3 protein-coding genes are annotated in these 26,289 nt (G+C 76.6%); all 3 read right to left on the reverse strand.

Annotated features, from left to right (window positions below):
* Positions 1 to 41: 41 nt before the first annotated feature.
* Genes ACFYNO_RS22250 through ACFYNO_RS22260 form a run of 3 tightly spaced genes read right to left on the reverse strand, consistent with a single transcriptional unit; the run spans position 42 to position 26,250 of the window.
* Positions 42 to 4,898: a type I polyketide synthase gene (locus ACFYNO_RS22250; RefSeq protein WP_388014953.1), complete on the reverse strand. Its 4,857-nt coding sequence runs from the start codon at positions 4,896 to 4,898 to the stop codon at positions 42 to 44.
* A 29-nt stretch (positions 4,899 to 4,927) separates the two neighbouring features.
* On the reverse strand, positions 4,928 to 11,404 hold the full coding sequence (locus ACFYNO_RS22255) for an SDR family NAD(P)-dependent oxidoreductase (protein ID WP_388014956.1): 6,477 nt from the start codon (positions 11,402 to 11,404) through the stop codon (positions 4,928 to 4,930).
* Between the two features lie 53 nt (positions 11,405 to 11,457).
* Positions 11,458 to 26,250: a type I polyketide synthase gene (locus tag ACFYNO_RS22260; protein WP_388014959.1), complete on the reverse strand. Its 14,793-nt coding sequence runs from the start codon at positions 26,248 to 26,250 to the stop codon at positions 11,458 to 11,460.
* Positions 26,251 to 26,289: the final 39 nt, after the last annotated feature.

The raw sequence follows: 26,289 nt of genomic DNA on the forward strand, positions 1-26,289 counted from the left end.
ATCCGTCGGCTGGGGTGTGCTGCGCGCGGGCGGGCCGGCCGTCACGGCGACTCCAGTTCGTTGTCGAGGAGGTCGAAGAGCTCCGCGTCGCTCGCCGCGTCGAGGTCGTCGGCCGGTGCGGCCTCCGGGCCGTGGCCGGCGTGCCACTTGGCCAGCAGGGCGTTGAGGCGGTTGGTGATCCGGGTGCGCGCCGCCTCGTCCTCGGGGACCGCGGCCAGGGCGGCCTCCAGCTGGTCGAGTTCGGCCAGGCCGGGCAGCACCGCCGCGCTGTCGGCGAGGAGTTCGCCGCGCAGGTGGCGGGCCATCGCGGCAGGGGTGGGGTGGTCGAAGACCAGGGTGGCCGACAGCCGCAGCCCGGTGGCGGAGTTGAGCCGGTTGCGCAGCTCGACGCCGGTCAGCGAGTCGAAGCCGAGCTCCTTGAACGGCCGGGCGGGCGCCACGGCCCGCTCGTCGGCGTGCCCGAGCACGGCCGCCACGTGCGAGCGGACCAGCTCCAGCAGGATCCGGTCCCGCTCCACCTCGGGCACCCCGGCCAGGCTGCGCCGCAGTTCCGACGGTGCGTCGGTATCGGTGGCGGTGGCGCGCCCGGCGGTCTCGACGGCCTCCCGGGCCTCCGGGATCTCGTCCAGCAGCCGGCCGGTGCGCTCGGAGGCGAAGACGGCGGCGAACCGCTCCCAGCGCACGTCGATCACCACCGAGCGGGTCTCCTGGTGGTCCAGGGCGTCGCCCAGCGCCTCGGTGGCCAGGTCGGGGTCCATCTCGTGCAGGCCGTGCCGGCGGGCCCGTTCGCCGATGCCGCCGGCCGCCATGCCGCCGCCGGCCCAGGTGCCCCAGGCGATCGCGGTGGCGGGCAGGCCGTCGGCCCGGCGCTGCTCGGCCAGCGCCTCCAGGAAGGCGTTGCCCGGTGCGTAGTTGGCCAGGCCGGGGGCGCCGAAGGTGGCGGCGAAGGAGGAGAAGACCACGAAGGCGGTCAGGTCCAGCCCGCGGGTGAGCTCGTGCAGGTGCAGCGCGCCGTGCACCTTCACCCGCAGCACCCGGTCGACCTGGTCGGGGGTGAGCCGGTCGATCACGGCGTCGTCCAGGATCGCCGCCGTGTGCACCACGGCGGCCAGCGGGTGGGTGGCCGGGATGCCGGCCAGCAGCTCGGCCAGTTCGGCGCGGTCGGCGACGTCGCAGCGGGCGATCACCGTTTCGCTGCCCAGCCCGGTCAGCTCCTCGCGCAGCGCGGCGGCGCCGGGGGCGTCTGGGCCGCGCCGGCTGACCAGCAGCAGCCGGGGCGCGCCGTTGCGGGCCAGCCAGCGGGCGGTCTGGGCGCCGAGTCCGCCGGTGCCGCCGGTGATCAGCACGGTGCCGGTGGGCCGCCACTCCCGGGCCGCAGTGCGGCCGGCCAGCGGGGCGCGGACGATCCGGCGCAGGTGCAGGCCGTCGGCGCGGACCGCCGTCTGGTCCTCGCCGGGGCCGGCGGCGCTGGCCAGCACGGTGGCGAGGTGGCGCAGTTCGGCGGGCCCGGGGCCTGCGGCGGGCAGGTCCACCAGGCCGCCCCAGAGCTTGGGGTGCTCCATCGAGGCGACCTGTCCGAGCCCCCAGTAGAGCGCCTGGAACGGGTTGCCGAGCCGGTCGCCGTCGCCGACGGTGACGCCGCCCCGGGTCGCGCACCAGAGCGGGGCGCCGAGTTCGGCGTCGCCGGCCGCCTGGATCAGCGTGACGGTGGCCGGGAGGCCGGCCGGCACGGCCGGGTGGGCGGGGTGCGGCGCCTCGGCCAGAGCGAGCAGCGAGAGCACGCCGCCGACGGGCTGCCCGGCGGCGGCCGTGCGCAGCGCCTCGGCGAGCCCGGCGCGGTCCGGTGCGCCGGCGGTGTCCACGGCCACGGTGGTCACGGTGGCGCCGGCGGCCGTCAACTCCCGCCGGTAGGCCTCGGTCGGCTCGCCCTGGTCGGCCACCAGCAGCCAGTGGCCGGCGAGTTGTGGTGCACCGGCGGAGTCGGGCCGGCGGCGCCAGGCGATCCGGTAGCGCCAGGAGTCGAGTTGGGCGCGCTCGCGGCGCTCGCGCCACCAGGCGGCGAGCCCGGGGAGCACCTGGCTCCAGGCCTCGGGGGTGACGGCGGCCGGGAGAGCAGCGAGGTCGGCGTCCGCCACGGCGCTCCAGAACGCGGCCTCGGCCGGGTCCGCGGCGGTGGGCGCGTCCTCGCCGACCTCCAGCAGGAACCGCTGCCGCTGGAACGGGTAGCAGGGCAGCTCGACCAGCCGGCCGCCGCCGAGCACGGACCGCCAGTCCACCGGCGCGCCGTGCGTCCAGGCGTCCGCGAGCGAGCGCAGCACCCGCTCGGACCCGCCCTCGTCGCGGCGCAGCGAGCCGACGGCGGCGGCGCTGGCACCGGCCTGCTCGACGGCCTCGCCGATGCCGACGGTGAGCACGGGGTGCGGGCTCGCCTCGACGAAGACGCCGATGCCGCGCCGGGCCAGGCTCTCGATCACGGGGGCGAAGCGGACGGTCCGGCGCAGGTTGGTGTACCAGTACTCGGCGCCCAGGGCGGTGGTGTCGATCGACTCACCGGTGACGGTGGAGTGGAACGGCACCTCGGCCTCGCGCGGGGTGATCCCGGCGAGCGCGGTCAGCAGTTCCTCGCGGATCGCCTCCACGTGGGCGGAGTGCGAGGCGTAGTCCACCTCGATCCGGCGCGCCCGCTCGTGCTCGGCGAGGAACTTCTCCAGGGCGTCGACGTCGCCGGAGACCACCGTGGCGGAGGGGCCGTTGAGCGCCGCGATCGAGATCCGGCCTTGGTACTGCTCGATCGACAGTTCCTCGGCTCCCAGCGGCACCGAGACCATGCCGCCCTTGCCGGAGAGCGCCAGCAGCGCCCGCGACCGCAGCGCGACCACCCGCGCGCCGTCCTCCAGCGACAGCGCCCCGGCCACGCACGCCGCCGCGATCTCACCCTGCGAGTGGCCCACCACGGCGGCGGGTTCGACCCCGTGGGAGCGCCAGAGCGCGGCCAGCGACACCATCACCGCCCACAGCGCCGGCTGCACCACGTCCACCCGGTCCAACCCCGCACCGCCGCGCAGCACTTCGGTCAGCGACCAGTCGACATACGGCGCCAGCGCCGTCGAGCACTCCGCGATGCGCGCCGCGAACACCGGCGAGCAGTCCAGCAGTTCCGACCCCATCCCCACCCACTGCGACCCCTGGCCGGGGAAGACGAAGGCGACCTTGCGGGCCGCGCCCGCCGTGCCCGTGACCAGGTCGGCGGACGGCTGGCCGGCGGCGAGCGCGCGCAGCGCCCGGCGGGCCGCCTCCTGGTCGGCGGCCAGCACCACGGCGCGGTGGTCGAGCACCGCCCGACCGGTGGCCAGCGACCAGGCCACGTCCCCCGGCCGCGCCGCCGGATCGAGTCCGGCCGCCAGCCGGGCACCCTGCGCGGCCAGCGCGGGCGCGATCTTCGCCGAGACCACCCAGGGCACGACACCGTCGGACACCGGCGGCTCGGGCTCCTCCGCCGGCTCCGGCGCCTCCTCCAGGATGACGTGGGCGTTGGTGCCGCTGATTCCGAAGGAGGAGACCCCGGCCCGGCGCGGCTCCTCGCCCCGCGGCCAGTCCTGACGCTCCGTCAGCAGCCGCACCGTGCCCGGGGACCAATCCACCTCGGGCGTCGGCTCGTCCACGTGCAGGGTGCGCGGCAGCACGCCGTTGCGCAGCGCCTGCACCATCTTGATCACGCCCGCCACCCCGGCGGCGGCCTGGCTGTGCGCGAGGTTGGACTTCACCGAGCCCAGCCAGAGCGGCCGTTGGGCGGTGTGCGCCCGCCCGTAGGTGGCCAGCAGCGCCTGCGCCTCGATCGGGTCGCCGAGCCGGGTGCCGGTGCCGTGCGCCTCCACGGCGTCCACCTGGTCCGCCGTCAGCCCGGCGTTGGCCAGCGCGGCCCGGATCACCCGCTCCTGCGCCCGGTCGCTGGGCGCGGTGAGCCCGTTGGAGGCGCCGTCCTGGTTGACCGCCGAGCCGCGCACCACGGCCAGCACCCGGTGCCCGTTACGCCGCGCCTCGGAGAGCCGTTCCAGCAGCAGCACCCCGACGCCCTCCGACCAGCCCGCCCCGTCGGCGGCCGCGGCGAAGGACTTGCAGCGCCCGTCCGCCGCCAGCCCGCGCTGGCGGGAGAACTCCAGGAAGGCGCCCGGGTTGGCCATCACGGTGACCCCGGCGGCCAGCGCGAGCGTGCACTCGCCCGCGCGCAGCGACTGGGCGGCCCAGTGCAGCGCGACCAGCGAGGAGGAGCAGGCGGTGTCGACGGTCACCGCCGGCCCGTGCAGCCCCAGCGCGTACGCCACGCGGCCGGAGGCGATGCTCGCCATGTTGCCGGTGCCGAGGTAGCCCTCCACGCCCGCCGGGGGCTGCCGCAGCCGGACCAGGTAGCCGGAGGAGATCGCACCGGCGAAGACCCCGGTCGCACTGCCGGCCAGCGAGGCCGGGTCGATGCCGGCCCGCTCCACCACCTCCCAGCAGGCCTCCAGCAGCAGCCGCTGCTGCGGGTCCATCACCAGGGCCTCGCGCGGCGAGATGCCGAAGAAGTCCGCGTCGAAGTCGAAGGCGTCGTGGACGAAGCCGCCTTCGGTGGCGTAGCTCTTGCCGACGGCGTCCGGGTCCGGGTCGTACAGCCCCTCGACGTCCCAGCCCCGGTCGGTGGGGAAGCCGCCGACCGCGTCGCGCTCGGCCGCCACCAGCTGCCACAGCTCCTCCGGCGAGGATACCCCGCCGGGGTAGCGGCAGGCCATGCCGACGATGGCGATCGGCTCGCCGCCGGCCTCCTCCAGCTCGCGCAGCCGCTGCCTGGTCCGGCCGAGGTCGGCCGTGACGCGCTTGAGGTAGTCGCGGAGCCGGTCTTCGTTGCTTGACATGGTGTGCACTCCCCGCACGGTCCGCTGGGTGGTCGGCGTCAGGAGGCGCCGAGTTGCCGGTCGATCAGCTCGAACATCTCGTCGTCGGTGGCGGCGTCCAGCGCCGCGTGGTCGATCTCCTCGCCGCTGCCGCCGTCCTCGCCGCGCCAGCGCCGCAGCAGCGCCTCCAGGCGCCGGCCGACGGCCGCCCGGGTCGGCTGGTCGGGCCGGCAGTCCGCCAGGGCGGCCTCCAGCCGGGCCAGTTCGCCGAGCACCGAGGGGGCCTCGGCGGCGTCGGTGCCGATCTCGGCGTCCAGGTGCCGGGCCAGCTCGGCCGGGGTCGGGTGGCTGAAGACCAGGGTGGCGGGCAGCCGCAGTCCGGCGGCCGCGTTCAGCCGGTTGCGCAGCTCGACCGCGGTCAGCGAGTCGAAGCCGAGCTCCCGGAACGCCCGGTCGGGCTCGACCGACTCGGGCGAGCCGTGGCCGAGCACCACGGCGACGTGGCCGCGCACCAGGTCGAGCAGCAGCTCCTCGCGGGCCGCCGTCGCCAGGCCGGCCAGCCGCCGGGCCAGGCTGCTGCCCTCGGTCTCGGCCGCCATGCCGGCGGCGGCCCGCCGGGCGGGGGCCCGGACCAGGCCGCGCAGCGCGGCGGGCAGGCCGGCCGCCTGGGTGCGCAGCGCGGCCAGGTCGAGGCGCACCGGCAGCAGGTAGGGCTCGTCCCGTCCGGTCGCCGCGTCCAGCAGCGCCAGGCCCTGGTCGGTGGCCAGCGGCAGCACGCCCAGCCGGGCCATCCGGCCGACGGTGCCCTGCCCGAGGTGGCCGGTCATGCCGCTGGCCTCGGCCCAGAAGCCCCAGCCGAGCGAGGTGGCGGGCAGGCCCCGGCTGCGCCGGTGCGCGGCCAGCGCGTCCAGGAAGGTGTTGGCGGCGGCGTAGTTGGCCTGGCCGGGGTTGCCGAAGGCGCCGGTCATGGAGGAGAAGAGGGCGAACACGGCCAGGTCCTGATGGGCCGTCAGTTCGTGGAGGTGGACGGCCGCGTCGATCTTGGGCCGGAGCACCCGGTCCAGCCGGTCGGGGCCGAGCGAGGCGATCACGCCGTCGTCCAGCACGCCGGCCGCGTGCACCACGGCGGTCAGCGGGTGGGCGGCCGGCACGGTGGCCAGCAGCACGGCCAGCGCGGTGCGGTCGGCGGCGTCGCAGGCGGCGACGGCCACGGTGGCGCCCAGCGCGGTGAGTTCGGCGGCCAGCTCGACCGCGCCCGGGGCGTCGGCGCCGCGCCGGCTGGTCAGCAGCAGGTGGCGGATGCCGTGCGCGGTGACCAGGTGGCGGGCGACGGCGGAGCCGAGCGTGCCGGTGCCGCCGGTGATCAGCGCGGTGCCGGCCGGGTCGAGCGGGCGCGGCACGGTGAGCACCAGCTTGCCGGTGTGCCGGGCCTGGCTCATGAACCGGAACGCCTCGGGTGCGCGCCGCACGTCCCAGCCGCGCAGCGGCAGCAGGCGCAGCACCCCTCGCTCGACCAGCTCGACCACCTCGCGCAGGATCTCGCCGATCCGCTCGGGCGCCGGGTCCACATGCGGCTGGTACCGCACGCCCGGGTACTCGAGGTCCACCTGCTCGGGGTCGCGCAGGTCGGTCTTGCCCATCTCCAGGAAGCGTCCGCCGCGCGGCAGCAGCCGCAGCGAGGCGTCGACGAACTCCCCGGCCAGCGAGTTGAGCACCACGTCCACGCCCGCGCCGCCGGTGGCGGCCAGGAACTCCGTCTCGAAGCCCAGGGTGCGGGAGTTGGCGATCCGGTCCGCCGGCAGGTCCAGCGCGGGCCACTTGCCGGGGCTGGCGGTGGCGTACACCTCGGCACCCAGGTAGCGGGCCACCTGCACGGCGGCCATGCCGACGCCGCCGGCCGCCGCGTGCACCAGCACCGACTCGCCGGGCCGGACCCGGGCCAGGTCGACCAGGCCGTACCAGGCGGTGAGGAAGACCACGGGCAGGCCGGCCGCCTCGGCGAACGACCAGTTCGGCGGGATCCGCACCAGGGTGCGCTGGTCGGCGACGGCGAGCGGGCCGAAGCCGCCGGGCACGATCCCGGTGACCCGGTCGCCCACGGCCAGCCGGTCCACGCCCGGGCCGGCCTCGACGACCACGCCGGCCGCCTCGCTGCCCATGCCGACCTGGCCGGGCACCATGCCGAGGCCGACCAGCACGTCCCGGAAGTTCAGCCCGGCGGCCCGGACGGCGATCCGCACCTGCCCGGGGGCGAGCGGCGCGGCGGCCTCGGGGTACGGGAGCAGGGCGAGCGCGTCCAGGGTGCCGGGGGCGGTGGTGTCCAGCCGCCAGGCCGGCACGCCCTCGGGCGTGGCGAGCAGCCCGCTCGGCTCGGCCCGGAGCACCCGGGGCACCAGTGCCCGGCCCTGGCGCAGGGCGAGCTGCGGCTCGCCGGTGGCGACGGCCTCGGCGAGCCGGGCGGCGGAGTCGGGGTGCCCGTCGGTGTCGACCAGCAGGAACCGGTCGGGCTCCTCCGCCTGCGCCGCGCGCAGCAGGCCCCAGAGGGCCGCCTGGGCGAGGCCGTCGGCGTCCTCCCCGGGCGCGGTGCTGACGGCCCCTCGGGTGAGCACCAGCAGGCGGGAGCCGGCGAGCCGGTCGTCCCCGAGCCAGCCCTGCACCGTGGCGAGCAGCTCGGAGGCGGTGGCCCGGGCGGCGGCGGCCAGGTCCTCGCCCGGGTCGGCCGCCACCGGCAGCACCACCAGCTCGGGCGCCGCCTCCCCCGCCGCCAGCGCCGCGCCGAGCGCGCCGAGGTCCGGGTACCGCCGGGCGCCCTCGAGGTCGCCGCCGAGCACCGCCCAGCGCTCGACCGGGCCCGCCTCGCCGCCCGCGACCGGCTGCCACTCCATCCGGTACAGCGCGTCGCCGGCCGCAGACCGCGTCAGCGCGCCCGCCGCCACCGGCCGCATCACCAGGGCGTCCACCGCCGCCACCGCACGCCCCTGCGCGTCGGCGACCTGCACGGCGACGGCGATCGCGCCCTCGTCCGCCCCGCCGCCCTGGGCCGGCGCGATCCGCACCCGCGCGCCGGTCGCGCCGACGGCGTCCACCCGCACGCCCGTCCAGGCGAACGGCAGTCGCAGCTGTCCGCCGTCCCTGACGAACCCGGCCAGGCCGACGGCGTGCAGCGCCGCGTCCAGCAGCGCGGGGTGCAGGCCGAACCGCTGGGCCTCGCCGTGCTGCTCGGCCGGCAGGCCGACCTCGGCGAACACCTCCTCGCCGCGCCGCCAGGCCGCCCGCAGGCCGCGGAAGGCCGGGCCGTAGCCGTAGCCGGCGGCGGCCAGCCCGTCGTAGTAGCCGTCCAGCTCCACCGGCTCGGCGCCGGCCGGCGGCCACTGCGCCAGGTCGAAGTCCTCCCCCGCCGGCTCCGGCAGCAGCGTGCCGGTGGCGTGCCGGGTCCACGGCACCTCCGCGCCCGTCCGCGAGTGCACGGCCACCGCGCGGCGGCCGGTCCCGTCCGGCGCGCCGAGGCCGACCTGCACCTGCACCGCCTCGCCCGGGTCGAGCACCAGCGGCGCCTCCAGGGTCAGTTCCTCCAGCCCGGCCGCGCCCGCCTCCTGGCCGGCCCGCAGCGCCAGTTCGACGAAGGCCGTGCCGGGCAGCAGCACCGTTCCGGAGACCGTGTGGTCGGCGAGCCAGGGGTGGGTGCGCAGGCCGAGCCGGCCGGTGAGCAGGTACTCGCCGCTGTCGGCGACGGCCACCGCCGCCGAGAGCAGCGGGTGGTCGGCGGCCGCCAGGCCGAGGCCCGCCGGGTCGCCGGGCGCGGCGCCCGCCTGGTCGGGCCAGTAGCGGCGGCGCTGGAAGGCGTAGGTGGGCAGGTCCAGCGGCGCGGCCGCCGGGAAGACCGCCGCCCAGTCGACGGCGGCGCCCTGGGTCCAGGCCTCGGCGTAGGAGGCGGCGAACCGCTCGGGGCCGCCCTCCTCCCGGCGCAGCGTGCCGACCACGGCCGCGCGGACGCCCGCCTGCTCGACGGTCTCGCCGATGCCGACGGTGAGCACCGGGTGCGGGCTGCTCTCGACGAAGAGCGCGAACCCGTCGTCCAGCAGGCGCCGCACCACGGGCGCGAAGCGGACCGGCTCGCGCAGGTTGCGGTACCAGTAGTCGGCGTCCAGTGCGGCGGTGTCGACCGGCTCGCCCAGCAGGGTGGAGTAGAAGGGCACTTCGGGGCGGCGCGGGGTGATGCCGGCCAGCGCGGTCGCCAACTCCCCGCGGATCGCCTCGACGTGGGCGCAGTGCGAGGCGTAGTCCACGTCGATCCGGCGGGCGCGCTGGTGCTCGTGCTCGGCGAGGAACTGCTCCAGGGCGTCGACGTCGCCGGAGACCACGGTCGAGGAGGGGCCGTTGAGCGCGGCGATCGAGATCCGGCCTCCGTACTCCTCGATCGACAGCTCGTCGGCTCCCAGCGGCACCGAGACCATGCCGCCCTTGCCGGAGAGCGCCAGCAGCGCCCGCGACCGCAGCGCGACCACCTGAGCGCCGTCCTCCAGCGACAGCGCCCCCGCCACGCACGCCGCCGCGATCTCGCCCTGCGAGTGGCCCACCACGGCGGCGGGTTCGACCCCGACCGACCGCCAGAGCGCGGCCAGCGACACCATCACCGCCCACAGCACCGGCTGCACCACATCCACCCGCTCCAACCCGCCGCCGCGCCGCAGCACTTCGGTCAGCGACCAGTCGACGTACGGCGCCAGCGCCGTCGAGCACTCCGCGATGCGCGCCGCGAACACCGGCGAGCAGTCCAGCAGTTCCGACCCCATCCCGGCCCACTGCGACCCCTGGCCGGGGAAGACGAAGACCGCGCCGGCCTCCGGCAGCGCCGTGCCCCGCAGCAGCCCCGCCATCGGCTGGTCGGCCGCGAGCCCGCGCAGCCCGGCCAGCGCGGCCGCCCGGTCGGCGGCGAGTAGCACGGCGCGGCTGGAGTGCCCGGTGCGGGTGGTCGCCAGCGCCCGGCCGAGCCGGGTCAGCCCGACGCCCTCCGGCGCCTCGGCCAGGAACTCGGCCAGCCGGGCGGCCTGCCCGCGCAGTCCGGCCTCGCCCCGGCCGGAGAGCACCAGCGGCACCACCGGAAGCCGGGACGCCTCCACCGGCTCCGGCTCCGGCTCCGGCTCCGCGAGCGGCGCCTCCTCCAGGATCAGGTGCGCGTTGGTGCCGCTCACGCCGAAGGAGGAGACCGCCGCCCGGCGCGGCTGCTCGCCGGGCGCCCAGTCGGCCGGCTCGGTCAGCAGCGAGACCGCACCGTCGGCCCAGTCGACTTTCGGCGTCGGCTCGTCCACGTGCAGGGTGGGCGGCAGGGTCTCGTGGCGCAGCGCCTGCACCAGCTTGATCACCCCGGCGACACCGGCGGCGGCCGCGCTGTGGCCGAAGTTGGACTTGATCGAGCCGAGCCGCAGCGGGCGGTCCGCCGACCGGTCCCGGCCGTAGGTGGCGAGCAGCGCCTGGGCCTCGATCGGGTCGCCGAGGGTGGTGCCGGTGCCGTGCGCCTCCACCGCGTCCACCTGGTCCGCCGTCAGCCCGGCGTTCGCCAGCGCCGCCCGGATCACCCGCTCCTGTGCCAGGTCGTTGGGCGCGGTCAGGCCGTTGGAGGCGCCGTCCTGGTTGATCGCCGAGCCCCGGATCACCGCGAACACCCGGTGCCCGAGCCGCTGCGCGTCGCTCAGCCGCTCGACCAGCAGCATGCCGACGCCCTCGGCCCAGCCCGTGCCGTCGGCGGCGGCCGCGAAGGACTTGCACCGCCCGTCGGTGGCCAGGCCGCGCTGGCGGGAGAACTCGATGAACGCGCCCGGCGCGGGCATCACCGACACCCCGCCGGCCAGCGCCATGGCGCACTCGCCGGTGCGCAGCGCCTGGACGGCCCAGTGCAGGGCGACCAGCGAGGAGGAGCAGGCGGTGTCGACGGTGACGGCCGGGCCCTCCAGGCCGAAGGTGTAGGAGACCCGGCCGGAGACCACGCTGGTCATGTTGCCGGTGCCGAGGTAGCCCTCGACGCCCTCGGGGATCGGGGTGAGGGTGGCCAGGTAGTTGGAGGAGACGGCGCCGATGTAGACGCCGGTCCGGCTGCCCCTGAGCCCGGCCGGGTCGAGTCCGGCCCGCTCGAACACCTCCCAGGCGGTCTCCAGCACCAGCCGCTGCTGCGGGTCCATGGCCAGCGCCTCGCGCGGCGAGATGCCGAAGAAGCCAGCGTCGAACTCGGCGGCGCCATCCAGGAATCCGCCCTCGCGGACGTAGGAGGTGCCCGGGTGGTCGGGGTCCGGGTGGTAGAGCGCGTCCAGGTCCCAGCCCCGGTCGGTCGGGAACCGGCCCACCGCGTCCACGCCTTCGGCCACCAGCCGCCACAGCTCCTCGGGCGAGGAGACCCCGCCCGGGTAGCGGCAGGCCATGCCCACGATCGCGATCGGCTCGTCGGCGGCGGCCTCCACTTCGCGCAGCCGTCGGCGTGCCTGGCTGAGGTCAGCGGTGACGCGCTTGAGGTATCCGAGGAGCTTTTCCTCGTTGTTCGCCATCGTCGGTTCTCCCGAGGAGCGCTGGGCAGGGACTTGGTCGGGGTGCGGGTGGGTCATGACTCGCCCAACTGCTGGTCGATCAGCTCGAACATCTCCTCGGCGCTGACCGAGTCGAGCGCCTCGGCGTCCAGCACCACGGTGCTCGCGGCGTCGCCGGCCGAGCGCCGCCAGCTGCGCAGCAGCGCCTCCATCCGGTGCACCAGTTCGGCCCGGCCGTCCTCCGAGGCGGCGGCCAACGCGGCTTCCAGCCGGTCGAGTTCACCGCCCAGCGGGACGGCCGGCGCGGTGCCGGCCGTGACCTGGCCGCGCAGGTGGCGGGCCAGCGCACCGGGGTTGGGGTGGCTGAAGACCAGGGTCGGCGGCAGTCGCAGGCCGGTCGCGGCGCCGAGGCGGTTGCGCAGTTCGACGGCGGTGAGCGAGTCGAAGCCGAGGTTCTTGAAGGCGGAGTCGCCCGCGATGCCGGCGGGTTCGTGGTGGCCGAGCACGGCGGCCACCTGGGCGCGCACCAGGTCGAGCAGGATCCGGTCCTGCTCCGCCTCGGACCGCCCGGCGAGCCGGCCGGCCAGCGCGGCGGCCCCGCCGCCGTCGCCCGCCTGCGCCGAACGGCGGACGATCCTCGTGGGCCGGGCCGCCTGCTCCGTTGACACGTCAGTGAGTTGACCGACCGTCACCGAGCGCATGGCCAGCGAGCCGACGGCGGCGACCGGTGCGCCGGTCGGGTCGGCGAGCAGCAGGCTGAGCGCGTCCGGTCCGGCCGGGCCGATCCGCACCCGCAGCCGGGTCGCCCCGGTGGCGTGCACGGCGAGGTCGGACCAGGCGAAGGGCAGCCGCACCGTGCCCTCGGGCGCGTCCTGGCCACCGGCGAATCCGGCGGCCTGCACCGCCCCGTCCAGCAGCAGCGGGTGCAGCAGGTAGCGGGCGGCGTCGCGGCGCTGCTCGGCGGGCAGCGCCAGTTCGGCGAACACCTCGTCACCGCGCCGCCAGGCGGCTTCCAGGGTCCGGAAGGCGGGTCCGTAGCCGTAGCCGGAGGCGGCCAGCGACGGGTAGAAGCCGTCCAGCGGCAGCGGTTCGGCGCCCTCCGGCGGCCAGGCGAGCAGTTCCTCCGCCGGCTCGGCCGCGCCCGCCGCGAGCAGGCCGCCGGCGTGCCGGGTCCACCGCGCCTCCGGGTCGCCGTCGGGACGGGAGAGGACGGCCAGCCCGCGCCGGCCCTCGGCGTCGGCCGGCTCCACCGAGACCTGGAGCTGCACGGCGCCCCGCTCCGGCAGGGTCAGCGGCGCCTCCAGCACCAGCTCCAGCAGCTGCCCGCAGCCCACCTGGTCGCCGGCCCGCGCGGCGAGCTCCACCAGCGCGGCGCCGGGCAGCAGCGGCCGGCCCGCCACGGTGTGGTCCGCCAGCCACGGCTGGGTGCGCGGCGAGATCCGCCCGGTCAGCACGGCCGCGCCGGTGTCGGCGACGGCGACGGCGGCGCCGAGCAGCGGGTGGTCGGCCGCCTCCAGGCCGAGCCCGGCCGGGTCGCCCCCGCCGGGGTCGGCGGCGAGCCAGAACCGCTGCCGCTGGAAGGCGTAGGTCGGCAGCTCCACCGCCCGGCCCGGCGCGTCGCCGAGCACCCGCCGCCAGTCCACGGCCACGCCGTGCACATGCGCCTCCGCCAGCGAGCGCAGGAACCGCGCCCAGCCGCCCTCTCCGCGCCGCAGCGTGCCGAGCGCCACCGGCACGGTGTCGCCGTCGCCGATCGAGGCGGCGAGCACCGGGTGCGCGCTGACCTCGATGAACACCTCGTGGCCGGCCGCCAGCAGCTGCTCGGCGGCCGCGCCGAACCGCACCTCGCGGCGCAGGTTGGTGTACCAGTACTCGGCGTCCAGTGCGGCCGTGCCGATCAACTCGCCGGTCACGGTGGAGTGGAACGGCACCTCGGCCGCGCGCGGGGTGATCCCGGCCAGCGCGGCCAGCACCTCCGCGCGGATCCGCTCGACCTGCGGGCCGTGCGAGGCGTAGTCCACGTCGATCCGGCGCGCCCGCTCCTGCTCCGCGAGCAGCTGCTCCAGCGCCTCGACCTCGCCGGACACCACGGTGGCCGAGGGCCCGTTGAGGGCCGCGATCGAGATCCGGCCCTCGTACGGGGCGATCAGCTCTGCCACCTCCTCGGCCGGAAGCGTCAGCGAGACCATCCCGCCCTGCCCGGAGAGCGCCAGCAGCGCCCGCGAACGCAACGCGACCACCTGAGCGCCGTCCTCCAGCGAGAGCGCGCCCGCCACCACCGCCGCGGCGATCTCGCCCTGCGAATGGCCCACCACGGCGGCGGGTTCGACGCCGCACGAGCGCCAGAGCGCGGCCAGCGAGACCATCACCGCCCAGAGCACCGGCTGCACCACGTCCACCCGGTCCAACCCCACACCGCTGTTGAGCACTTCGGCCAACGACCAGTCGACGTACGGCGCCAGCGCCGTCGAGCACTCCGCGATGCGCGCCGCGAACACCGTTGAGGAGTCCAGCAGTTCGGCACCCATCCCGACCCACTGCGACCCCTGGCCGGGGAAGACGAAGACCACCCGGCGTTCGCCGCCGTCGCCGAACCCCTGCACCAGCGCGGCGGGTTCGCCGCCCGCCGCGAACTCCCGCAGTGCCTCCCGGGGATCGGCGGCCAGCACCACCGCGCGGTGGTCCAGCACGGCCCGGCGGGTCGCCAGCGCCTGCGCCACCTCGGCGGGCGCACCGTCCGCCAGGTGTTCGGCCAGCCGCCCGGCCTGGGCGCGCAGGCCCGGCTCGGTGCTGCCGGAGAGCAGCCACGGCAGCACCGCCGTGGGCTCCGAGGACGGCGCGCCGGGCAACCGGTCCGCGGGGTCGGCCTGTTCCAGGATCACATGGGCGTTGGTGCCGCTCACCCCGAAGGCCGAGACCCCGGCCCGGCGCGGCCGGTCCAGCTCGGGCCAGTCGGTCTGGTCGGTGAGCAGCGCGACCGCGCCCGTCGACCAGTCCACCTGGGCGGACGGCCGGTCCACGTGCAGGGTGCGCGGCAGCACGCCGTGCCGCAGCGCCTGCACCATCTTGATCACGCCCGCGACGCCGGCCGCGGCGGCGCTGTGGCCGATGTTGGACTTGATCGAGCCGAGCAGCAACGGCCGTTCGGCGGGCCGTCCCCGGCCGTAGGTGGCGAGCAGCGCCTGGGCCTCGATCGGGTCGCCCAGCCGGGTGCCGGTGCCGTGCGCCTCCACCGCGTCGATCTGATCCGCCGCCAGACCGGCGTTGGCGAGCGCGGCGCGGATCACCCGGCGCTGCGAGGGGCCGTTGGGCGCGGTCAGGCCGTTGCTGGCGCCGTCCTGGTTGACGGCCGAGCCGCGCAGGACGGCCAGCACCTGGTGTCCGTTGCGGCGCGCGTCCGACAGCCGTTCCAGCAGCAGCAGCCCGACGCCCTCGGACCAGCCGGTGCCGTCGGCGGAGTCGGCGAAGGACTTGCACCGCCCGTCGGCCGCCAGGCCGCGCTGCCGGGAGAACTCGATGTAGCCGGCCGGCGTGGCCATCACGGCCACCCCGCCCGCCAGGGCCATCGTGCACTCGCCCGCGCGCAGCGACTGGGCGGCGAGATGCATGGCGACCAGGGCGGAGGAGCAGGCGGTGTCGACCGTAACGGCGGGGCCCTCCAGGCCGAACGCGTAGGAGAGCCGGCCGGAGAGCACGCTGGCGACGGTGCCGGTCAGCGAGTAGCCCTCCACGCCCTCGGGCAGGCGCTGCACGCCGCCCAGGTAGCCGGAGTTGCCCGCGCCCACGAAGACGCCGGTGGGCGTGGCCCGCAGGGCGGCCGGGTCGAGTCCGGCCCGCTCCAGCGCCTCCCAGCCGGTCTCCAGCAGCAGCCGCTGCTGCGGGTCCATGGCCAGCGCCTCGCGCGGCGAGATGCCGAAGTGCGCGGGGTCGAACTCGGCGGCCCCGGAGAGGAATCCGCCCTCGCGGGTGTAGGAGGTGCCGGGGTGGTCAGGGTCCGGGTGGTAGAGCGCGTCCAGGTCCCAGCCGCGGTCGGTCGGGAAGGCGCCGATCGCGTCCACCCCGTCCACCACCAACTGCCAGAGGTCTTCCGGCGAGTTGACGCCGCCCGGGTAGCGGCAGGCCATGCCGACGATGGCGATCGGCTCGTCGGCGGGCACGGCGGCGGGCGCGGCCGGCGGAGCTCCGGCCGGGTCGCCGCCGGTCAGTTCGGCCAGCAGGTGCCGGGCGAGCGCGGCGGGGGTGGGGTGGTCGAAGACCAAGGTGGTGGGCAGCCGGGTGCCGGTCTCGGCGGTCAGCCGGTCGCGCAGCTCCACGGCGGTCAGCGAGTCGAAGCCCAGGTCGTTGAACGCCCTTGCAGCGTCTATCCGTTCGGCCGTGCCGTGGCCGAGCACGGCCGCGACCTGCCCGCGCACCAGGTCGAGGACGGCGCGCGGGCGGTCGGCCGGCGGGAGCGCCGCCAGGCGGTCGGCGAAGGCGGAGGCCGCTGCCGTGGCGGGGGCCGGCTCCTGCTCGCGGGCCTCGGGGAGGTCGGCGAAGAGCGGGCGCTGCCGGGCGACGCTGAAGGCGGGCAGGAACCGGGCCCAGTCCACGTCCGCGACGGTGACGGCCGTCTCGTCGTGCGCCAGGGCCAGGGCGAGGGCGGCGACGGCGGGTTCGGGCTCCATGGCGGCCAGGCCGCGCCGGGCCAGCTGCTGGTCGGCGCGGCCCTCGGTGGCCATCCCGGCCCGGGCCCACGGGCCCCAGGCGATCGAGGTGGCGACGGCGCCCCGGCTGCGGCGAGCCGCGGCCAGCGCGTCCAGGTGGGCGTTGGCGGCGGCGTAGGCGCCCTGGCCGCCGCCGCTGCCCCAGACCGCGGCGATGGAGGAGAAGGTGACGAAGGCGTCCAGCGCGTCGCCCGGGAAGAGCCGGTCCAGGTGGTCGGCACCGGCCGTCTTGGCGCCAACCACGGCGGCCAGCTCCGCGGTGGTCGTGTCGACCAGCGGGGTGCTCTGGCCGACGCCGGCCGCGTGCACGACGGCGCGGATCGGCTCGCCCGCGGCGGCCAGGCGGTCGGCGAGGGCGGTCAGGCCCGGCGCGTCGGCCGCGTCGCAGGCCGCGAGGGTGACGGTGACGCCGGTGGCGCGCAGTTCGGCGGCGAGTTCCCCGGCGCCCGGCGCGGCCGGACCCCGGCGGCTGGTCAGCACCAGGTGCCGCGCGCCCTCGCGGGCCAGCCAGCGGGCCACCTCCGCACCGAGCGCGCCGGTGCCACCGGTCACCAGCACCGTGCCGCGCGGCGTCCAGCCGGCCGGCGACGGTTCGGCGGGCAGCGGCGCGCGCAGCAGGCGGCGGGCGAAGCCGCCCGACTCCCGGAGCGCCAGCTGGTCCTCGGCGCCGTCACCGCCCAGCACGGCGCAGAGTTGCGCGAGCGCGCGCTCGCCGGGCTCGGCGGGCAGGTCGAGCAGGCCGCCCCAGCGCTCGGGGTGCTCCAGCGCCGCCACCCGGCCGAGGCCCCAGGTCTGCGCCTGGACCGGACGCACCGGCGGGTCCGCCGGGCCGACGGCCACCGCGCCGGCCGTGGCGCACCAGAGCGGCGCGGCGAGGCCCGCGTCGCCGAGCGCCTGAACGAGCGTCAGGGTGGCGGCGAGGCCGGCGGCCAGCTGCGGGTGGGCGGGGTGCGGGCCCTCGTCGAGGGCGAGCAGCGAGAGCACGCCGGTGACCTCCGCCGATGCCTCGGTGAGGCGGGCGGTGAGCGTGGCGCGGTCCTCGGTGGGCGCGAAGGCGAGAGGGCGGACCTGGGCGCCGTGCGCGGCGAGGGCGCGGGCGCAGGACTCGGCGACGGGGTGGTCGTCCGGGCCGACGACCAGCCAGGTACCGTGCAGCGGCGCGCTGGTGGCGTGCTGGACGGGCTTCCAGACGACGCGGTAGCGCCAGCGGTCGGCGGTGCTGCGCTCGCGGCGGGCGCGGCGCCAGCCGGCGAGCGCGGGAAGCAGGTCGTGCAGGGCGTCGCGCCGGTCGTGCAGGGCGAGGGTGTCGGCGAGGGTGCCGAGGTCCTGCTGCTCCACGGCCTCCCAGAACCGGGCTTCGACCGCGTCGGCCTGATCGGCGCCGGCACGGCGGGGGCGGCGGTTGGTGGAGTCCAGCCAGTAGCGCTGGTGGTCGAAGGCGTAGCCGGGCAGTGCCACCCGCCGGGCGCCCGGAAAGGCCTGCGTCCAGTCGACGGCGGCGCCGCTGACGTAGAGCTGGGCGACCGCCGACCAGAACGACTCGGGCTCCGGCCGGTCCTTGCGCAGCGCGGCGGCCGTCACGGGCTCGTCGAGCATCGCCAGCAGCGCCTGGCCGCCCAGTTCCAGGAAGCGGACCACGCCCAGCTCACGCAGCGCCGCCACATCGTCGGCGAACCGCACGGCCTGGCGGGCCTGGCGCACCCAGTACTGCGGGGAGCAGGCCTCCTCGGGCGTCAGCAACCCGCCGGTCACGTTGGAGACGACGGGCAGCTGCGGCGGGTGGAACTCCACGCCTGCGAGCACGCCCTCGAACTCGGCCAGCATCGGGTCGATCAGGTGCGAGTGGAAGGCGTGCGACACCTTCAGCTGCTTGCAGCGCAGGCCGTCGGCCTCCAGCTCGGCCACGAGCGCGTCCACGGCCGCCTCCTCGCCCGACAGCACCACCGAGCGCGGGCCGTTCACCCCCGCGATCCCGACACCGTCCCGGCCTGCCAGCCGCTCAACGGCCTCCGCCTCCGACAGGCGCACCGCCACCATCGCACCACCCGCCGGCAGCGCCTGCATCAGACGACCGCGCGCACCCACCACCCGACAGGCATCCTCCAACGACCACACCCCCGCGACATGAGCCGCCACCAACTCACCCACCGAGTGACCGCCCACCGCATCAACGCCGATACCAAGCCACTCCAGCAGCCGCCACAGCCCCACACCCACCGCGAACAGCCCGCGCTGCGTGAACTCCGTCTGGTCCAGCCGCTCGTCCTCGCCGAACACCACCTCCCGGAGCCCGTCGCCGAACTCCGCGCACACCTCGTCGAACGCCTCCCGGAAGACCGGGAACGCCTCGTACAACCCGCGCCCCATCCCCGCCCACTGCGCACCCTGCCCCGAGAACAACACCGCCGTCTTCCCCTGGACGGGAATTCCGCCCACCACCGCCTTCAGCCCCGCCACCAGCTCACCGCGCTCGGAGCCGAGCACCACCGCCCGCCGCTCGAACCCCGACCCGACCGAGGCCAACGACAACCCCACATCTGCCAGGGGTAGTTCGCCCACGCGCGACGCCAACCGCTCCGCCCGCCCCCGCAACGCCCCCTCCGACCGCGCCGACACCACCCACGGCACCACCGCCGGCTCCGCCACCCGGTCCGCCGCCACCACCAACTCCGGCTCCTCCAGCACCACGTGCGCGTTGGTCCCGCTGATCCCGAAGGACGACACCCCCGCCCGCCGAGGCTCCACCCCGCGCTCCCACGCCACCTCCTCCCGCAGCAGCTCCACCGCGCCGGCCGACCAGTCCACCTCCCGACTCGGCGCAGCCACATGCAGAGTCCGCGGCAGCACCCCCGCCCGCATCGCCATCACCATCTTGATCACACCCGCCACACCCGCCGCCGCCTGCGCATGCCCGATATTCGACTTCACCGACCCCAGCCACAACGGCCGCTCCGCCGGGCGCCCCTGCCCATAAGTGGACAGCAACGCCTGCACCTCGATCGGGTCCCCCAACGCCGTCCCCGTCCCGTGCCCCTCCACCGCGTCCACCTGACGGCCCGTCAGACCAGAGGCGCTGAGCGCCGCCTCGATCACCCGCTGCTGCGAGGGCCCGTTCGGCGCCGTCAGCCCGTTCGACGCGCCGTCCTGGTTCACCGCCGAGCCCTTCAGCACCGCCACCACCGCATGCCCCAACCGCCTTGCGTCCGAGAGCCGTTCCACCACCAGCACGCCCACCCCCTCCGCCGGGCCGAAGCCGTCGGCGTCGGCGGCGTAGGCCTTGCAGCGCCCGTCCGCCGCCAGCCCGCGCTGGCGGCTGAACTCCACGAACAGCCCGGGCGTCGGCATCACCGTCACCCCGCCCGCCAGCGCCAGGTCGCACTCCCCGGCCCGCAGCGCCTGCGCGGCCAGGTGCAGCGCCACCAGCGAGGACGAGCACGCCGTGTCCACCGTCACCGCCGGACCCTCCAGCCCGAGCGTGTAGGAGATCCGGCCGGAGATCACGCTCCCCGAGGTGCCGATCCCGAGATAGCCCTCGACCTCCGCCGGCGCCTCGTCCCAGTTGCCCCCGTAGCCCGAGGCGACCGCCCCCGCGAAAACACCGGTCCGGCTGCCCTGGAGCCGCACCGGGTCCAGCCCGGCCTGCTCCAGCGCCTCCCAGGAGACCTCCAGCAGCAGCCGCTGCTGCGGGTCCATCGCCAGCGCCTCGCGCGGCGAGATGCCGAAGAAGTCCGCGTCGAACCCGGCCGCGTCCGCCAGGAACCCGCCCGCCCGGGTGTAGGTCGTCCCCGGCCGCACTCCGTCCGCGTCGTACAGCTCCGCGAGGTCCCAGCCCCGGTCGTCCGGCAGGTCGCCGATCGCATCCACGCCGCCCGCGACCAGTTGCCACAGCTCCTCCGGCGAGGAGACCGCGCCCGGGAAGCGGCAGGCCATGCCCACGATCACCACCGGATCGTCGGACACCGCCAACGGCGGCTTCGCCGCCGCCTCCTGTCGGGGCTCGGCCCCGCCCAGCCGGGCGAGCAGGTAGCGGGTCAGCGCGAGCGGGTTGGGGTAGTCGAAGACCAGCGTGGCGGGCAGCCGGAGCCCGGTCGCGGCGCCGACCCGGTTGCGCAGTTCCACCGCCGTCAGCGAGTCGAAGCCGAGGTCGCGGAACGCCCGCCCGGCCTCCACCGCATCGCCGCTGGCATGCCCGAGCACCGTGGCGGTGTGGCTGCGGACCACCTCCAGGAGCAGCGCCTCGCGATCCGCCCCCGCGCTCTCGGCGAGCTTGCGCGCGAGCGTCGACCCGCCCGCCTGCGGCTCCCCGGCGGCGGTGCGCCGGGCGCCCGTCCGCACCAGCCCGCGCAGCAGCCCGGGCACCTCCGCGCCCCGGGCCTGCGCCCGCAGCGCGGGCAGGTCGAGCCGGATCGGCAGCAGCAGCGGCTGGTCCAGCCCGATCGCCGCGTCGAAGAGCGCCAGGCCGTGCTCGGCGGAGAACGGCAGGACACCGCCGCGCCGCATCCGGGCCAGGTCGTCGGCGCCGAGGTGCGAGGTCATGCCGCTGGCCGTCTCCCAGTGCCCCCAGGCCAGCGAGTGGCCCGGCAGCCCGGAGGCCCGCCGGTGCGCGGCGAGCGCGTCCAGGAACGCGTTGGCGGCCGCGTAGTTGCCCTGCCCCACGCCGCCCAGCACGCCCGCGCCGGAGGAGAAGAGCACGAACAGGGCCAGGTCCTGATCGCTCGTCAGTTCGTGGAGATGGAGTGCCGCGTCCACCTTCGGCCGCAGCACGGCCGACAGCCGCTCGGGCGTCAGCGCGGCGATCGTCCCGTCGTCCAGCACGCCCGCCGCGTGCACCACGCCGGTCAGCCGGCGCCCCACCAGCAGGCCCGCCAGCGCCGCGCGGTCGGCCGCGTCGCACGCGGCCACCGTCACCGTGGCGCCCAGCGCTTCCAGCTCCGCCACCAGCTCGCCCGCGCCCGGGGCACCTGGACCCTGACGGCTCGTCAGCAGCAGCTCGCGCACCCCGTGCGCCGTCACCAGGTGCCGGGCCAGCAGTCCGCCCAGCGTGCCCGTTCCGCCGGTGATCAGCACCGTGCCGGCCGGGTCGAGAGCGCGCGGCAGGGTGAGGACAAGCTTGCCGGTGTGCTTGGCCTGGCTCATGAACCGGAAGGCCTCGGGCGCACGCCGCAGGTCCCAGCTGCGCAGGGGTGCGGGCTTGAGCACGCCGCGCTCGAACAGGTCGACGATCTCGGCGAGCAGTTCGCCCACCCGCTCGGGGCCGGCCTCGATCAGGTCGAAGGCCCGGTAGCGGACGCCGGGGTACTCCAGCTCGACCTGCTCGGGGTCGCGGACATCGGTCTTGCCCATCTCGATGAGCCGGCCGCCGCGCGGCAGCAGCCGCAGCGAGGCGTCCACGAAGTCCCGGGCCAGCGCGTCGAGTACCACGTCCACGCCCGCGCCCTCGGTGGCGGCGAGGAGGGCGGGCTCGAAGTCCAGGCTGCGCGAGGAGGCGATCCGCTGCTCCGGGAGGCCGAGCGCGCGCAGCGCCTCCCACTTGCCCGGGCTCGCGGTGGCGTACACCTCGGCGCCGAAGTGGCGGGCGAGTTGGACGGCGGCCATACCGACGCCGCCCGCCGCCGCGTGCACCAGCACGGACTCGCCGGGGCGCAGGCCGGCCAGGTCGGCCAGGGCGTAGTAGGCGGTGAGGTGGACGACCGGCACGGCGGCCGCCTGCTCGAAGGTCCAGCCGGCCGGAATCCCGGCGAGCATCCGGGCGTCGGCCACGGCGGCCGGGCCGAACGCGCCGGGGATGATGCCCAGCACCCGGTCCCCGACGGCGAAGCGCGTCACGTCGGGGGCGGTCTCGGTGACCACGCCGGCGCCCTCCGTGCCGAGCACCACCTCACCGGGGTACATGCCGAGGGCGCCGAGGACGTCCTTGAAGTTGAGCCCGGCGGCGCGCACCGCCACCCGCACCTGCCCGGGCGCGAGCGGGGCGAGCGCCTGCGGGGCGGGCAGCAGGGCCAGGCCCTCCAGCGTGCCCGGCTCGGCGGTGTCCAGCCGCCAGGCGGTCCCGGCGGGCGGGGTGAGGGCGGAGTCGGCGGCACGGGCCAGCCGGGGAGCCAGCACCAGGCCCTCCCGAACGGCCAGTTGGGGTTCGCCGGTGGCCAGCGCGGCGGCGAGCTCGGCGGGTGCGGCGGCCTGGTCCAGGTCCACCAGCTGGAACCGGCCGGGATGCTCCGCCTGGGCGGACCGCAGCAGGCCCCAACCCGCGGCCTGCGCGAGATCGCTGACGTCCTCGCCGGGACGGGTGGCGACGGCGGACCGGGTGATCACGGCGAGCCGGGCCGCCGGCAGCCGCTCCTCGGCCAGCCAGCGCTGGGCCAGCTCCAGCAGGCCGCGGGTGGCCGCGTGGGCGTCGGCGGCCGGGGCGAGCGGGAGCAGCACCAGCTCGGTGTCCTCGGGCAGTTCCGCGAACTCCCGGTACTGCGGAACACCCAACTCGGCGGCGGGCCCCGCCGCTTCCCCGGCCACCACCGCCCAGCGGGACCGGTCGGGGTGCTCCGGCCCCGCGACCGGTGTCCAGTCCAGCCGGTACAGGTCCTCCTGCCCGCCGGTCATCGCCCCGAGCGGCCGGGAGAGCAGCGAATCCGCGTAGGCGACCGGTCGACCGGCCAGGTCGGTGACGGCCACCCGCACTCCATCGCCGCCGACCGGGGCCAGGTGCACGCGCAGCGCGGCCGCGCCGGTGGCGAGCAGCGTCACGCCGTTCCAGCAGAACGGGAGGCGCAGCCCGTCGGCCGGCTCCGGGGCGTCGGCGGCCAGGCCGTGCAGGGCGGCGTCCAGCAGCGCGGGGTGCAGGCCGAACCGGCGGGCCTCCTCCCGTACCGGCTCGGGCAGTTCGACCTCGGCGAAGACCTCCTCGCCGCGCCGCCAGACGGCGCGCAGGCCCTGGAAGGCGGTGCCGTAGCCGTAGCCGGTCGTCGCCAGCCGCGGATAGAAGCCCTCGAGGTCGACGGGTTCGGCACCGGCGGGCGGCCAGGCCCCGAGGTCGAACTCGGGGGCGCTGCCGGCGGCCGCGACGGTGGCGCTGGCATGGCGGAGCCAGCTGTCGGGGTCGGCGCTCTCGGTGCGGGAGTGGATGGTCAGTGCGGCGCGCCCATCGGCCTCCGGTGCTTCGACCCGGACCTGCAGCAGGACCGCCTCGCGGTCGGCGAGCTGCAGGGGTGCTTCCAGGGTGAGCTCTTCGAGGTGGCCGCAGCCGACCTCGTCGCCGGCCCGGATCGCCAGCTCGACGAACGCGGTGCCGGGCAGCAGCACGCGGCCGGCCACGGCGTGGTCGGCGAGCCAGGGGTGGGTGCGCAGCGACAGACGGCCGGTGAGCACCAGGCCGTCGCCGCCGGCGAGGCGGGTGACCGCGCCGAGCAGCGGGTGGTCGGCGGCGGCGAGCCCGAGCCCGGCCGGGTCCCCGGCCGCCGTGCCGCCGCCGGCAAGCCAGTAGCGGCGCCGCTGGAAGGCGTAGCCGGGCAGCTCGACGGCGCGGGCGTCGGCGGGGAAGGCCTGCCGCCAGTCCACCGGGACGCCGTGCGCCCAGGCCTCGGCTAGCGAGCGGGTGAACCGCGCCGGCCCGCCCTCCTCGCGGCGCAGCGTGCCCAGCGCGACGGCGGCGGCCCCGGCCTGCTCGATGGCCTCGCCGATGCCGACGGTCACCACGGGGTGCGAGCTGACCTCCACGAACGCCCCGAACCCGGCCGCCAGCAGCTCGCCGATCACCTCGGCGAACCGCACCGGCTGCCGCAGGTTGGTGTACCAGTACTCGGCGTCCAGCCCGGCGGTGTCCAGCCGGCCGCCAGTCACCGTGGAGTGGAACGGCACGGCCCCCGGCCTCGGCCGGATGCCCGCCAGAGCCGTCAGCAGCTCCTCGCGGATCGCCTCCACATGCGCGGAGTGCGAGGCGTAGTCCACCCCGATCCGCCGGGCCCGCTCATGCTCCGCCAGGAACTGCTCCAGCGCATCGACGTCCCCGGAAATCACCGTCGACGAAGGACCGTTGACCGCCGCGACCGAGATCCGACCCCCGTACCGGTCAACCGGCACCTCCGCCACCGGCAGCGGCACCGACACCATCCCGCCCTTGCCCGACAGCGCCAGCAACGCCCGCGACCGCAACGCCACCACCCGCGCGCCGTCCTCCAACGACAACGCCCCCGCCACCACCGCCGCCGCGATCTCCCCCTGCGAATGCCCCACCACCGCCGCAGGCACCACCCCGAACGAACGCCACACCTGCGCCAACGACACCATCACCGCCCACAACACCGGCTGCACCACATCCACCCGCTCCAACCCCACACCGCCGCACAGCACTTCGGTCAGCGACCAGTCGACATACGGCGCCAGCGCCGTCGAGCACTCCGCGATGCGCGCCGCGAACACCGGCGAGCAGTCCAGCAATTCCGCCCCCATCCCCACCCACTGCGACCCCTGGCCGGGGAAGACGAAGACCGCCTCGGCCCGTCCGGTCGCCGTGCCCTGCACCACCAGCGGTGACGGCTCGCCGTCGGCGAGCGAGCGCAGCGCGGCCGCCGGATCGTCGGCCACCACGACGGCGCGGTGCTCCAGTTCGGCACGGGTGGTGGTCAGCGCGTACCCCACGTCCGCCGGCGAGGCCTCGGGGTCGAGCGCTTCGGCGAGCCGGGCCGCCTGGGCGGCCAGGGCGGGCGCGGTCCGGCCGGAGAGCACCCAGGGCCGCACCGGCCAGTCCGGGCGGGCTTCGGTCTCGCCCTCCTCCGGGGTGAACTCCGGTGCCTGCTCCAGGATCAGGTGGGCGTTGGTGCCGCTGATGCCGAAGGAGGAGACGCCGGCCCGGCGCGGTTCCCCGCCCTGGGCCTGCCACTCCACCGCCTCGGTGAGCAGCTCGACGGCGCCCGAGGACCAGTCCACGTGCGGGGAGGCGTTCCGCGCGTGCAGGGTGGCCGGCAGCACGCCGTGCTGCAGGGCGAGCACGGTCTTGATCACGCCGGCGGCCCCGGCGGCGGCCTGGGTGTGGCCGAGGTTGGACTTGACCGAGCCGAGCAGCAACGGCCGCTCCGCCGGCCGCCCCTGGCCGTAGGTGGCGAGCAGCGCCTGCGCCTCGATCGGGTCACCGAGCGCCGTCCCGGTGCCGTGTGCCTCCACCGCGTCGACCTGGTCGACCGTCAGGCGGGCGTTGGCGAGGGCGGCCTCGATCACGCGCTGCTGCGAGGGCCCGTTGGGCGCGGTCAGCCCGTTGCTGGCCCCGTCCTGGTTGACGGCCGAGCCGCGTACCACGGCGAGCACCCGGTGGCCGTTGCGCTGGGCGTCGGAGAGCCGCTCGACCAGCAGCATCGCCACGCCCTCGGACATCCCCATGCCGTCCGCCTCGGCGGCGAAGGCCTTGCACCGCCCGTCGAGCGCCAGGCCGCGCTGGCGGCTGAACTCGACGAACCCGGTGGGGCTGGCCATCACGGTGGCCCCGCCGGCCAGCGCCAGGGTGCACTCGCCGGCCCGCAGCGCCTGCACGGCCAGGTGCAGGGCGACCAGCGAGGAGGAGCAGGCGGTGTCGATGGTGACGGCCGGGCCCTCCAGGCCGAAGCTGTAGGCGATCCGGCCGGAGAGCACGCTCGCCGCGTTGCCGGTGCCCAGGTAGCCCTCGATGTCCTCGGGCGCGCCCTGGACGGCCCAGATGTAGTCGAGTTGGTTGGTCCCGACGAAGGTGCCGGTCCGGCTCCCCTTGACGGCGGCCGGGTTGATGCCGGCCCGCTCGAAGACCTCCCAGGAGGTCTCCAGCAGCAGCCGCTGCTGCGGGTCCATGGCCAGCGCCTCGCGCGGCGAGATGCCGAACAGATCGGCGTCGAACTCGCCCGCCTCGTGCAGGAATCCGCCGTGCCGGGCGTAGCTGGTGCCGGGGTGGTCGGGGTCGGGGTGGTGCAGGGCGGCCAGGTCCCAGCCGCGGTCGGCGGGGAACTCGCCGATCGCGTCGCCCTCCTCGATCAGCAGGCGCCACAGCTGTTCGGGCGAGTCCACGCCGCCGGGGAACCGGCAGGCCATGCCGACCACGGCGATCGGCTCCTGGCCGGCCGCCTCCACCTCGCGCAGGCGCTGGCGGGTCCTGGCCAGGTCGGCCGTGACCCACTTGAGGTAGTCGCGCAGCGACTCTTCCTTCGCCATCTTCAACTCCCGTAGCGGAACCGCGGAACGGATCGGATC

It is taken from the genome of Kitasatospora sp. NPDC006697, assembly GCF_042869935.1.
GTDB lineage: Bacteria > Actinomycetota > Actinomycetes > Streptomycetales > Streptomycetaceae > Kitasatospora.